This window comes from Flavobacterium hercynium, from assembly GCF_002217285.1.
GTDB classification, from domain to species: Bacteria; Bacteroidota; Bacteroidia; order Flavobacteriales; family Flavobacteriaceae; genus Flavobacterium; species Flavobacterium hercynium.
The window spans coordinates 30,960-44,758 of record NZ_MUGW01000036.1 but is presented as its reverse complement, the minus strand read 5'-3'; the positions used below and the strand labels follow the sequence as shown (position 1 = coordinate 44,758).

At 33.2% G+C, this 13,799-nt stretch carries 12 protein-coding genes; 2 read left to right on the top strand and 10 right to left on the bottom strand.

What is annotated here, in order from left to right; translation table 11 throughout:
- Positions 1–193: 193 nt before the first annotated feature.
- The 10 genes from B0A66_RS16820 to trmD all read right to left on the bottom strand — a co-directional run bounded on the left by B0A66_RS16820 (position 194) and on the right by trmD (position 12,702).
- Positions 194–856, bottom strand: coding sequence for a thiamine diphosphokinase (locus B0A66_RS16820; protein ID WP_089051017.1), 663 nt, complete (start codon positions 854–856; stop codon positions 194–196).
- 73 nt (positions 857–929) lie between these two features.
- Positions 930–1,376, bottom strand: coding sequence for a DUF1572 family protein (locus B0A66_RS16815; RefSeq protein WP_089051016.1), 447 nt, complete (start codon positions 1,374–1,376; stop codon positions 930–932).
- A gap of 3 nt (positions 1,377–1,379) precedes the next feature.
- A complete protein-coding gene (locus B0A66_RS16810) occupies positions 1,380–1,862 on the bottom strand; it encodes a GyrI-like domain-containing protein (RefSeq protein ID WP_089051015.1) in 483 nt (160 codons plus the stop codon).
- Positions 1,863–1,870: 8 nt separating this feature from the next.
- Positions 1,871–2,881, bottom strand: coding sequence for a DUF4249 domain-containing protein (locus tag B0A66_RS16805; protein ID WP_089051014.1), 1,011 nt, complete (start codon positions 2,879–2,881; stop codon positions 1,871–1,873).
- Between the two features lie 37 nt (positions 2,882–2,918).
- On the bottom strand, positions 2,919–5,279 hold the full coding sequence (locus B0A66_RS16800; protein ID WP_089051013.1) for a TonB-dependent receptor: 2,361 nt from the start codon (positions 5,277–5,279) through the stop codon (positions 2,919–2,921).
- 111 nt (positions 5,280–5,390) lie between these two features.
- Entirely contained in the window at positions 5,391–6,209 is an 819-nt protein-coding gene (locus B0A66_RS16795; RefSeq protein ID WP_089051012.1) for a DUF4249 family protein, read from the bottom strand.
- A 34-nt stretch (positions 6,210–6,243) separates the two neighbouring features.
- Entirely contained in the window at positions 6,244–8,622 is a 2,379-nt protein-coding gene (locus B0A66_RS16790) for a TonB-dependent receptor (protein WP_089051054.1), read from the bottom strand.
- Positions 8,623–8,953: 331 nt separating this feature from the next.
- Complete coding sequence (locus tag B0A66_RS16785; protein ID WP_089051011.1) at positions 8,954–11,176, bottom strand: NADP-dependent isocitrate dehydrogenase; 2,223 nt, start codon at positions 11,174–11,176, stop codon at positions 8,954–8,956.
- Positions 11,177–11,457: 281 nt separating this feature from the next.
- On the bottom strand, positions 11,458–11,808 hold the full coding sequence (gene rplS, locus B0A66_RS16780; RefSeq protein ID WP_055098496.1) for a 50S ribosomal protein L19: 351 nt from the start codon (positions 11,806–11,808) through the stop codon (positions 11,458–11,460).
- Between the two features lie 216 nt (positions 11,809–12,024).
- Entirely contained in the window at positions 12,025–12,702 is a 678-nt protein-coding gene (gene trmD / locus B0A66_RS16775; protein ID WP_089051010.1) for a tRNA (guanosine(37)-N1)-methyltransferase TrmD, read from the bottom strand.
- Positions 12,703–12,967: 265 nt separating this feature from the next.
- On the opposite strand from trmD, the gene B0A66_RS16770 reads away from it, so the two are divergent.
- Both B0A66_RS16770 and B0A66_RS16765 read left to right on the top strand, forming a co-directional pair.
- On the top strand, positions 12,968–13,303 hold the full coding sequence (locus tag B0A66_RS16770) for a hypothetical protein (protein WP_123868254.1): 336 nt from the start codon (positions 12,968–12,970) through the stop codon (positions 13,301–13,303).
- A 108-nt stretch (positions 13,304–13,411) separates the two neighbouring features.
- Positions 13,412–13,759, top strand: a complete 348-nt coding sequence (locus B0A66_RS16765; RefSeq protein ID WP_089051008.1) for a cupin domain-containing protein — start codon at positions 13,412–13,414, stop codon at positions 13,757–13,759.
- The last annotated feature ends 40 nt before the right edge of the window (positions 13,760–13,799 follow it).

The following is a 13,799-nucleotide window of genomic DNA, read 5'->3' as shown; positions in this document are numbered from 1 at the left end:
CATTTTTTATCTGAGCTTCTAAGTTTCTAGCTAAGTCTCTAAGGGGCTAAGTTTCTAAGGTACTAAGAGTTTAAGTAGCAAAGTTTTTTAGAATCTAAGCGATAAACTATCTAAGATTCTAAGGATCCAACAATCTAAAGATTCAACAGTCCTAGTCTAACAATCTAACAATCTAAAAATCCAGCAATCTAAATTAATCCATACATTCCATCATCAACAAATCGCCGTCAGTATGAGTAATAGATACAATTCCATCTTTTGCAACGGCATTGCTGCTGCCTGTTCTATAACCAATGGTGAGCGTATCATTTTCTAAAGGATATTCTAAGTTGTCCGAATTAATGCCATTTACGATACCAATTGGAATTAAAGAAATAGGCGTTTTAGCCGTATACCATTTTTCGAATTTATTAGGCAATAAGAATATTTTAGAATGATCGTCAAGAATAACGATTTTGAGTAAATCGCGGTATCGAACGATGTTGGTAAGGTTAGTAATCGTGTGATCTGCGCGTTTACCAGTAGCCCAAACGACATTTACAGCCGGAATTTTTCTGTCGATTAAATAATCAAATGCTTTTTCTAAATCTGTTTTGTTTTGATCGGGTGTTTGTACAATTTCGATAGGATATTGGGAAGTTCGGTATATTTCAGGATCGAAGCCACGATCAAAATCGCCCAGCAGAACATCTATTTTTATTCCAAGTTCAATTACACGTTCAATTGCGGAGTCCAGAACAATAACCAGTGGAGACCATTCAAGTAATTGTCCGAGTAGTTCAGGATTGCAGGCAGCGCCGTTAGCAATAATTAAAGCGGGTTCCTGATCGTCGCGAACAATATGATGTGATGACATGCTTATTTTTTTGAATGAGTTGCAAATGTACAAAAGGATAAAATGCCAATGCTACCATTTTGTATTTTAATATTTAAGCCTCTACTAATCTTCGATGATAATTGATTTGCCCTAAATGATATGCTAAATGAGTAGATAGATGAACAAGGAAATAACCCGTAGTCATTTCTTTTTCAAATATGATCTCAGGATATATTTGATTTAATTCTTCTTCGGTTAAAATATCCAGCACCTTATTTACAACTACAATGGTATCTTCAATTTTCTTGATTAATTCTGATTTTGGAATATCTTTCGACGAAAATTCTAAAGGACGGTTTCTGATATAACCTGTTTTACCAAGTTGTGCTCCAATATAAGTATTAAGATTTCCGATAAGATGCAAACACAAATTACCTCCGGCATTAGAAATATTTTTGTCTATTGCCCAAAGTTGATTTTCATTTTGATACGATTCTATTTCTACTTTTAGTTTGTTAAGATCTCGATTATAAAGTGATTTTAGTATTTCGATCAGCATAGTTTAGTTTTTGTTTTTTATCGGAATCCAGATTTCTTCTTCAGATTGGGGATCATCTTTTTTATAATGACGTTCCATAACAGCGAAATGAGGTCTGTCATCAACTGTATAGGGCGAATTGGGCAGCCATTCTACAAATATCGAATGATAGGTTTTGTGTGCTTCAGCTGCCGCTCCTTTATGAATAAAAACAGCATACAATCCGGAAGGAATTGTAAGTGCTTCCATTTCAGCCGGGATTGCATTAAAATCATCAACTTCAACTGCGGCCCATTTTTCAAATTCATCTGCTGCTTCAAAATTATCAAAATGACCAACAGGATATACTTCCAGCGAATACAAATTAGCGTTTACATTGTTAGTAATTTCTTTGCGGCGTGGCATGAAACCACACCAAAGCTCAAAAGTTTTATTTTCGAGATAAGACATTGTAAGATGTTTGCCAATAAGCTTTTTTTTAGCTAAAGTTTCAATCCTGTTTATCATATTTTTTTTTATTCTATATTAAATTCGTGTACTATTTCTTCCGATTCGTTCACTGAAAAATAACCTAACGGATAATTACCTTTTTCGGTTATATTTTTCATGTTTCCCTTCAGTCTTACAGAGGGTGCTTTAAATTTATCATCTATATTATCCACAATACTTTGCAGCTTTTTAAGATAGTTGTAATATCGCTCTGAAATTCCGGTATTCGTAAGTGTAACTTTGTGACTAAAGAATGGTCCTTGATTTTGATCTTCGTCGTCTTGGTTCTCATCATCTTGATTTTCATCTTCATCTCCGTCTTCAAAGAACTTTTTTGAGTTTTTATTGAAATGTTTTTTGTTTTTAAACAAATCAGCTGAAATTTTAGAGGAAGATTCTGATTTTCTTTTATCTTTACTTCCAGCATCATTTGATACATAGTAACTGTCAGAATGGATATTAAAATATTCTTTGCCTTTAAAGAGCTCATCCGAAATTAAGGTAAACGATGGATCACCTTCATGTATAGGACTTACTTTTAGCATATAAAAATTATCAACATCTTTTGGATCATTAAAATAAGCTTTGACTTCAACTGAAGCATATTCTTTTTCAACCGGACCTGTTTTTCTTTCTACACGTGTTACAGGTGTTACTGATGTCATAGTCTCCGTACCAACATAAGTTTGCCCATTGTTAATTACGGTTAATGTATATGTTTCATCAGTAGCAGGTTTGAAACTTGTACAAAGATATTTGCCTTTTTTTTCTGTTTCAAAAAAATCAAATTGTTCGTTTAAACTGTTTTTTATAAAAACTGTTGCTCCGGAAACAGCGTGTATTTCTTTATCGTAAAAAGCCGATGTTCTTGTTAGATTTATGACTTGTATCTCACCGGAAGTTCCTTTTTTCCAATCGATAAAGGCATCGACAACTAATTTTGGAGTGTCATTATCTAATTCCAAATCAATAGGTTCTGTACAGTTAGTAAACAAAATTGGTGTTAAAAGTAATACTAAAAAAAATATTTTTTTCATGATTTATTATTTTTTATTCCTTAAACAAAAAGTAATTTTAGAATTTGAAGTTATAGTTAACAGACGGTACTATGCCGTATGTATAGGTTGAGTAAGTATTATGATATCTAAACTCAATATAATTAGAATTGTGTCTGTTGTAGAGGTTATAAATGCTAAATACCCATTCTCCTTTCCAGTTTCTGTTTTTATTTTTTCGAGGTGTTAAAGTTGCCGAAATATCTAAATGATGATAAAGCGGTAAACGGTGTTGGTTTCGTAAGCTGTAATCAGGAATTAAGTTGTCACCATACTGATATGATGATGTAGCGTAAGTAGCCGGTTGTCCCGATTGCAGAATAAAGTTAGCTCCAAAAGACCACTTATCGTTTACATTGTACGCTGTTGTAACAGCTAAATTGTGCGTTTTATCATAAGCAGAATTATACCATTTTCCGTCATTAATTCCTATTTCTTCAGGAGTTCTTCCAGGAGTTTGTTGTTCTGATTTTGATAAAGTATAAGAAATCCATCCGTTCAGTTTACCTTCATTCTTTTTAAGCATAAATTCAACTCCATAAGATCTCATCTGGCCATTTAAAATGATTTGTTCAACTGCATCGTTAGCAATTAAATCAGCTCCATCAATGTAATCCAGTCTGTTCTGAATTTTTTTGTAATAACTTTCAACTTCAACAGAGTAATCTCCGTCGCTTATGTTTTTAAAGTAACCTAATGCAACCTGATCTGCAATCTGAGGTTTGATATAATTATCACTAGGCGTCCAGATATCGATAGGAGTAGGAGATGTGGTGTTTGAAATGAGTTGAAGATATTGAACCATCCTGTTGTAGTTGGCTTTTATAGCAGCATCATCATTTAATTGATATGAAATACCAAATCGTGGCTCTAAATTGTTGTAATTTTTTATAACTTCATTTCGTCCAAATTGTTTTGTGGAAACAGGTTTTGCTTTTTCATAAATCTGTAAGTCAGAATTGAAAATTACAGGATTGTCATTCGCATAATAATTTACGGTTGAATTTCCTAAACGATAAAATAAACTGTAACGTAAGCCATATGAAATTCTGATTTTTTCAGATATTTGACTTTCAGCGTCTACATAAACCGCAGGTTCAAAAGCATATTTTTTATCTAATTGCTTAAAATCAATAGTAGATGCTCCAATCCCATTGATAGTTCCCGGATTAAAATCGTAGTAGATTCCGTTTAAACCATAATTAAGGGTGAAGGTATCTGATATATAATTTTTAAAATCATATTTAATATTATAATTTTTGATTCCGGAATCCCAGGCATATTTTCTTACGTTCATACCCAGTCTGTAATAATAATCGCTGTATACAAGAGACAGATTGGAGAATAACTGATCAGAATATAAATGATTCCAGCGAAGATTTAAAGTTGTATTTCCGTAATTGTTACTGAAATGCTTATTTAGGGCAAAGGCGTCACGACCAAAATAACCGGAAAGAAACAAGCTGTTTTCATCATTAATTTTATAGTTGAATTTACTGTTTAGGTCGTAAAAAGAAAGAGAGGTGTCTGCAGTTTCTTGTGATAATTCAAGTAATGGTTTTAAGTAAGAAATTCTTCCTCCAATCAAAAATGAAGCTTTATCTTTTACTATAGGGCCTTCAACAAGAAGTCTGCTTGAAATTAATCCAATTCCTCCGCTTACGTGAAAACCTTTACTGTTTCCGTCTTTTTGATGAATATCTAATACAGAAGAAGCTCTTCCTCCAAATCTGGCAGGAATTCCTCCTTTGTATAATTTCAAATCTTTAATAACGTCGGGATTAAAAACAGATAAATAACCAAATAAGTGAGAAGTATTAAATAGAGGAGATTCGTCCAGTAAAATTAAATTCTGATCAGCACCGCCTCCACGGACGTTAAAGCCTGAAGCACCATCTCCTGCATTGGTAACACCCGGAAGTAATAAAAGGGATTTTAAGATATCAACTTCTCCCATAACAACAGGCATTTTTTTAATGGCAGTAATAGAAAGTTTATTAATGCTCATTTCTGCAGTTTTGATGTTAAGTCTTCCTTTTTTACCGGAAACAACAATTTCCTGAAGTTCCTGACCAATTTCTTTTAGTGAAAAATTGTTTTTGGAGTCATCATTTAAAATAATCATTTCCAGAATGGATTCATATCCAACATACGAAATTTCAAATTCATGTTCTCCTTCCGGAATTGTTAAAGAATAAAAACCATATTCATTAGTAGTAGTACCAATTTTTAAATTTGGTACATATATATTTACACCAATCAAGGTTTCATTATTTTTAGAATCGCTAATAGTACCGCTTACCGTAAATTTTTGTTGAGCGTAAGTCACCAGACTTGTAAATATTAGAAAAATCAATAGAGTATTTTTTTTCATATGCATAATATTGTTTTTTTGCTGAGGAAAAAAAAGACAACTTTTACGTTGTCTTTTTTACAATAGAAGGATTAACGTTTATACGTCAAAAAGATGATAGTTTTAAATTAACTGTAATTATTCAATGATATAGGTTACTGTTTTTGTTTCTCCAATTGAGAAATAGCCTAAAGGATAATTATTTTTGTCAGTTGTATTAACGATATTTCCTTTCAGTTTTACAGGAGGCGATTGAAAAGGTCCACCACCAGTATCGGTAGTGCTAAGGAAAGTTCTTATGTAATTATAGTATCGTTCTGAAATTCCGGTATGGGTAATTTGAACTTCTACCCCGGTTTCTAGATCAGCATTATCTGAATTACTTGAAAGTTCACTACCTTGATTGAATTTATCTTCGATTACATAAACATCATCTAAAATTTTATTTGAATATTTATGTGTGAACATATAAAAATTATCCTGATCTGCAGGATCATTAAAGAAAGCTTTCACTTCTATTTCGTCACCCAAAAGTCCGCCATTGTTATTTTGTTCTATGCGTGTAATAGGAGTAACAGCCTGCAAAGTTTCGGTTGAAGTATACGTGTTTCCGTTATTAATAACTGTTAGTGTATACTTTTCGTCGATTACAGGTTCAAAATTAGAACAAACGTACTGTCCGGTTAAAGGTATTTCAACAAAGTCAAATTGCTCATTTAGACTATTGGTTATGAATACTACAGCTCCGGAAACCTTCGGTATTACTTTATCGAAATAACCTGTTGTGGTCGATAATTTTATGATTTGCTCTTCACCACTTGTTCCTTTTTCCCAATTGATAGATGCTTCGATTACTAATTTTGGCGCAGCAGTTTCTAAATTAACATCAATGACATCTTCACAGCTTGTCAAAAAAAGCGATGTAAGAAATACGATTAAAAAAGTTATATTTTTCATGATTTATTTTTTATTTCTTAATAGAATGTAATTTTTAGAATTTAAAATTATAAGTAATAGAAGGAACTATTCCATATATAGAAGTTCTAACTGCTTCACCATCACCGGTTCTTGGATTATCAGCGAAATGAACAGAAGCGGCATTTTTTCTGCCGTATAGATTATAGATACTAAAAACCCATTCTCCTTTCCAGTTTCTGTATTTATTTTTGGTTGGTGTTAAAGTAGCCGAAATATCTAAATGATGATACGCTGGCAAACGGTATTGATTTCTTAAACTGTAATCCGGAACGGTTTCTCCGATATACTCATATTTAGCTGTAGGATACGTGACAGGCTGCCCTGATTGCAGAACAAAGTTAGTTCCAAAAGACCACTTTTCATTTAGTGTATAAGATGATGTAATAGCTAAGTTATGTCTTTTATCGTAAACAGAATTATACCATTTTCCGTCATTAATTCCTATTTCTTCGGCAGTTCTTCCCGGAGTTTGCTGTTCTGATTTTGATAAGGTATAAGAAATCCATCCGTTCAGTTTACCTTCGTTCTTTTTAAGTAAGAATTCAACACCATAAGATCGCATTTGTCCATTTAAAACAATTTGTTCGATCGCATTGTTAGCAATTAAATTGGCTCCATCAATGTAATCCAGCCTGTTTTTAATTTTTTTGTAATAGCTTTCCACCTCAAGAGTGTAAGTTCCGTCGTTTATGTTTTTAAAATAACCTAACGCCACCTGATCCGCAATCTGAGGTTTAATGTAAGTATCACTTGGCATCCATACATCAAGAGGAGTAGGAGATGAGGTATTCGAAATTAATTGAAGATATTGTGCCATTCTGTTATAGTTGGCTTTTATAGCTGCATCATCACTTAACTGATATGAAACACCAAATCGAGGTTCTAAGTTGTTATAATTTTGAACAACTTCATTTCGGTTAAAATATTTTGTCGCAACAGGTTTTGCTTTTTCATAAATCTGCAAATCAGAATTGAAAATTAGAGGGTTGTTATTGTCATAATAATTGATTGTAGAACCTCCTAAACGATAAAACAAACTGTAACGTAATCCGTATGAAGCAGTAATTTTTTCAGAGATTTTAGTTTCTGCATCTACATAAGCAGCTGGCTCAAAAGCATATTTTTTATCTAACTGTTGCAGATTAATAGTAGAATTTCCGCTTCCGGTTATGGTTCCCGGATTAAATTCGTAATAAATGCCATTTAAACCATAGTTCAGCTTGAAACTATCTGAAATGTAATTTTTAAGGTCATATTTAATATTGTAATTCTTGATTCCGGAATCCCATTGATAATTGGTAGCTTTGAGGCCTAATCCAAAATTATAATCACCGTATACAAGAGACAGATTAGAAAATAATTTATCAGAAAACAGATGATTCCAACGAAGGTTTAGTGTTGAATTTCCGTAAGTATTATTGAATACATTGTTTAAGTTTAAAACGTCACGTCCAAAATAACCAGAAAGATATAAGCTATTATCATCGTTTATTTTGTAGTTAAATTTAGTATTTAAATCATAAAAATAAAGACCGGTATTTTTAGTTTCTTCTGATAACTTGAGAAACAAATGCAGGTAAGAAGCTCTTCCTCCAATCAGGAATGAAGCTTTGTCTTTTACTAAAGGACCTTCTACCAAGAGTCTGCTGGAAATTAATCCGATTCCGCCACTAGCATGAAAACCTTTACTGTTTCCGTCTTTTTGATGAATGTCTAATACTGAAGAAGCTCTTCCTCCGAATTTTGCAGGAATTCCGCCTTTATATAATTTCAAATCTTTAATAACATCCGGATTAAAAACAGAGAAAAATCCAAATAAATGTGAAGTGCTAAATACCGGCGCTTCATCCAGTAAAATTAAATTTTGATCAGCACCTCCTCCTCGAACATTAAAGCCAGAAGCACCTTCTCCTGCATTGGTAACACCCGGAAGTAATAAAAGTGATTTTAAAATATCAACTTCTCCCATAACAACCGGCATTTTTTTAATGGCAGTAATAGAAAGTTTGTTGGTACTCATTTCAGCAGTTCTAATATTAAGTTTTCCTTTTTTGCTGGAAATAACAACTTCCTGAAGTTCCTGACCGCTTTCTTTTAATGAAAAATTGTTTTTAGAGTTATCATTTAAAACGATCATTTCCTGAATGGATTCATATCCAACATACGAAATTTCAACTTCATGTTCTCCCTCAGGCATTGTCAAGGAATAAAATCCATATTCATTAGTTGTTGTACCAATTTTTAGTGCTGGAACATAGATATTGACACCAATTAAGGTTTCATTACTTTTAGAATCGCTAATAGTACCACTTACAGTAAACTTTTGCTGCGCGTAGGTCGCAAGACTTGTAAATGTAAGAAAAATCAATAGAGTAATTTTTTTTATAAGCATAACATTATTTTTTTGATTATGCATAATTACCTATTCTAATTAACGTCAACTGTTAAATATTTGTTAAAGAGTATTGTGTTGTGTTGAATGTTGTCTCTAATTAATATATTAAAGACCTTTAATCGTAAAATAAGTTTAAATTTATTTTTTTTATGTTGCTCTAATGTTTGATAAATAGTAAGATATGTGGTATATGAAAGACACTATTTTGTCATTTAAGGGTAAAAAAAAAGACAACATTTACGTTGTCTTTTTCTGTTTTTTATGACATTTTGACGTCAAATAGGATTTTATTAAAATGTTTTGTTAAAAATTTTAATAAAATATTATGTTAATTTATTTTTGAAAGTATAGCGTTAAAAGTAGCACTTGGACGCATTGCTTTGCTTACTAATTCAGGAGTTGGCTGGTAATAACCACCAAGAGTTTGCGCTTTTCCTTGAGCTTCAATTAATTCAGCATCTATTTTTGCTTCGTTTGCTTCAAATTCTGAAGCAATTGGAGAGAAAATAGCTTTTAATTCAGCATCTTTACTTTGAGCAGCTAAAGCCTGAGCCCAGTAGAATGCAAGGTAAAAGTGAGATCCACGGTTGTCGATCTGACCAACTTTACGAGCAGGAGATTTGTCATTTGCCAGGAACTTATCGTTTGCTTCGTCTAGTGTTTCAGCTAAAACAATTGCTTTAGAATTGTCTAAAGTTTGTCCTAAGTGCTCTAACGATGCACCAAGAGCTAAAAATTCTCCTAATGAATCCCAACGTAAATAGCCTTCTTCAGTAAATTGTTCAACGTGTTTTGGGGCAGAACCTCCAGCACCAGTTTCGAACAATCCACCACCATTCATTAAAGGTACAATAGATAACATTTTAGCAGAAGTTCCTAATTCTAAAATTGGGAATAAATCTGTTAAATAATCACGTAAAACGTTTCCTGTTACAGAAATAGTGTCTAAACCTTTGATGATTCTGTCTAAAGTAAATTCTGTAGCGGCAATTGGGTTTAAGATGCGAATATCTAAGTTTGTTGTATTATGATCTTTAAGGTATTTTTGAACCTTTAAAATCAATTCTCTGTCGTGTGCTCTGTTCTCGTCTAACCAGAAAACAGCAGGAGTATCAGATAAACGAGCTCTGTTTACAGCTAATTTTACCCAGTCCTGAATAGGAGCATCTTTTGCCTGACACATTCTGAAAATGTCATTAGCTTCTACAGTCTGTTCCATTAATACTGTTCCTTTGTTGTCTACAACGCGAACAACACCATCAGCTTTTATTTGGAAAGTTTTATCGTGAGATCCGTATTCTTCTGCTTTTTGAGCCATTAAACCTACGTTAGGAACACTTCCCATTGTTTTAGGATCAAAAGCACCGTGTTTTTTACAGAAATCGATTGTTGCTGTATAGATTCCAGAATAAGCACGATCCGGGATAACAGCTATTGTATCTTGTTGTTTTCCTTCTTTATTGTACATCTGTCCTGAAGTACGAATCATAGCCGGCATAGAAGCATCTACGATAACGTCAGAAGGAACGTGTAAGTTGGTAATTCCTTTGTCAGAATTTACCATTGCCAAAGCAGGTCCGTTTTCGATTGCCTGAGTAAGGGCAGCTTCAACTTCAGCTTGTTCAGGTTTTCCTGCGATTTTTGCATATACATCTCCTAAACCATTTCTGGTGTCGATGTTTAATGAAGCGAATAAAGCTTCGTATTTTTTGAAAACGTCAGCAAAATATACTTCAACGATAGCACCAAAGATAATTGGGTCTGAAACCTTCATCATTGTAGCTTTTAAGTGTACAGAAAGTAAAACACCTTCTTTTTTTGCTTCGGCAATTGCACCGGCAACAAAAGTTTTTAAGGCATTTAAATTCAGTACAGAACTGTCAATGATTTCACCTGCTTTAAGTGGAGTACTTGCTTTTAAAACAGTAGTTGTACCGTCTTTGGCTACGAATTCAATTTTTACAGCATTAGCTTCCGCAACAGTAAGTGATTTTTCACTTCCGTAGAAGTCACCGTTTGGCATAGAAGCTACTTTTGTTTTAGAATCAGCAGACCATGCACCCATTGAATGTGGATTTGCTTTTGCAAAGTTTTTTACTGCTCTTGGAGCTCTACGATCAGAGTTACCTTCACGTAATACCGGATTTACAGCAGAACCTAAAACTTTAGCGTATTTTGCTTTAATTTCTTTTTCAGCATCGTTTTGAGGATCTTCCGGGAAATTAGGAATTTTGTAACCGTGAGATTGCAATTCTGTAATAGCTGCTTTTAATTGCGGTACAGATGCAGAAACGTTTGGTAATTTTATGATGTTTGCTTCTGGTTGTGTTGCCAATTGACCTAATTCAGCCAAAGCATCTCCAGTTTTTTGAGCATCTGTTAATGATTCAGGAAAGTTTGATAAAATTCTTCCTGCTAACGAAATGTCTCTTGTTTCAATCGCAATTCCAGCCGTGCCTGTAAATGCTTGTACAATAGGTAAAAATGAATAAGTCGCTAATAAAGGCGCCTCATCAGTTAACGTGTAAACAATTTTTGAAATTTTTGTCATTTTTTTTCTTTTTTTTATAATCGTATCACTGTTGGGAGTGATGTAAATGGTATTAGTCGGCTCAAAACGAGCGGAGCAAATATAATAAAAACAGTCCGAAAACGGTTGCGTTTTAGGGAGAATTACAGGAATTATCAGATTGTTATTTCGAGGTCATTATATTGAGAAATTGGTGATTTTGATATTAAAATATTACAGTTTTGTCATTTTGAAAAATAAGGCATAAAAAAACTCGTTTCACAATACATGAAACGAGTTTTTTATAATAAAGTGATAAATGATTATCTTCTTTTATCTTTAATCTTAGCTTTTTTACCAGTAAGTTCTCTGAAGTAGAAAATTCTAGCTCTACGTACAGCTCCTTTTTTGTTGATTTCAATTTTTTGTAAAGCTGGTAAGTTTACTGGGAAGATACGCTCAACTCCAATAGCTCCAGACATTTTACGAATAGTAAAAGTTTCTGTGTTTCCAGAACCTCTTCTTTGAATAACAACTCCTTTAAAAAACTGAGTTCTTGTTTTTTCACCCTCTTTAATTTCGTAGTAAACTGTGATAGTATCTCCAGCTCCGAAAACAGGGAAATCTTTTTTAGCAACTAATTCGGTTTGAACGAATTTCATTAAATCTGCCATGGTATCTTATAATTTTGTTTTTATATAGAGCAACATTCACGGATTTCGCCAGAGGTTAGTCTAATTCGGGTGCAAATGTAGAAAATAATTATGAATTATAAATTGTAAATTGCTTTTTTTTTAAGCTTTACGCGATAGGCTTTAAGCTTTAGGCCTGAAACCTGAAACTCAAAAGCAAAAACAATAAACAATAAACTCAAAACAACAAACCACAAATTACTCTTCAAGCAAATCCGGGCGTCTATTTTTGGTATGTTCGTATGCCATATCTTCTCTCCATTTGTCGATTTTGGCAAAATGACCGCTTGTTAAAACCTCAGGGACTTTCCATCCTTTGTAGTCGGCTGGTCTTGTATATATTGGTCCGGAAAGCAGATTATCCTGAAAGCTGTCAGTCAATGCCGAAGTTTCGTCGCTTAAAACACCTGGAATCAATCGTATTAAGGCGTCAGATAAAACCAAAGCACCTAATTCTCCTCCGGATAAAACGTAATCTCCAATAGATATTTCTTTAGTAATAAAATGATCTCTAACACGCTGATCGACTCCTTTATAATGTCCGCATAAAATAATGATGTTTTCATACATAGACATGGTATTCGCCATCTTTTGATTAAGCGTTTCTCCGTCTGGCGACATATAAATGATTTCGTCGTATTCGCGTTCGCTTTTTAAATGTGTAATACAAGCATCAATTGGCTGTACGGTCATAACCATTCCGGCACCTCCGCCAAAAGGATAATCATCAACACTTTTTTGTTTGTTGGTTGTGTAATCTCTTAAATTATGAAAATGTACTTCGACTAAACCTTTATCTATAGCACGTTTCATAATCGAAGCTTCAAAAGGGCTTCGGAGTAATTCCGGCAAAATCGTTATTATATCAATTCGCATTTTATTTTTTCAAAATTTTAAAGGCAAAGATACAAAGTTAAAAGTTGAGAAATTAAAGATTTTAAAAATGGAAAGTAAACTAACTTGATGTTGGGAGATAATTATTTTTTTTAAGAAATATTTAGATGATGGTGCTTTTCTTAATGTTAATTTAACCTTTTCATTTGTATTTTCTGCTGTTTTTTAAGAAATAACCTCTACTTTTATAGGAATTCGATTTCTAAAATAATACCACAGTCTTATGAGAAAAATATTTTTAGTCACATTGATACTGATTTTTCATCTATCATGTTCAGGCACAAAAAGTACAACCGCACAATGGGTAGGAAAACCAAAGCAAGATCTTGTTAAGAGTTGGGGACCTCCTGTACGAACTATCGAAAATTATAAAGACGGCGAAGTATTAATTTATGGAGATCAGATTTATACGAATTCTGGCAATGGTTCCAGTAATAATACAGGGATTGCAGGTTCTAATCATTGGGATCTTACCTATGTATATGTAGGCAAAGATGGTCAGGTCAATGCCATAAAAACGGAAAAAGATCAATCGCCTCCTCAGGAAGTTGATATTAAAAAGTTAGTCGGAATTAATTTGTAATAACAGAAATGAAATTCTGTTACCTGATTTTATTTTCATTTCAAAAAACAGGTCTAAAAGATAATCGTCTAAAAATCTTATTTTTGTAAAAATTATAAAATAACGGATATGCAAAGTTTGGGAACAAGTAAAGAGTTTATAAAAGGAGATGATATTGAGTGGGAAGTGGTTGGGGAAGGAATCAAACGCAAAATTCTCGCCTACGATGATAAAGTTATGCTGGTAAATGTTGCTTTTGAAAAAGGTGGTGTTGGCGTTTTGCACGAACACTATCATTCTCAGGTAACCTATATTTCGAGTGGTACATTCGATGTTACAATCAGTGGTGTTACACAAACCTTAAAAGAAGGAGATAGTTTTTATATCCCGCCTCATGCTGTTCATGGTGTGGTTTGTTTAGAAAGTGGACTTTTGACAGATGTATTTAGTCCGATGAGAGAAGATTTTTTGAAATAATAACGACTTGGAAATCAATAATTTTTAGCAGTAAAGTAAA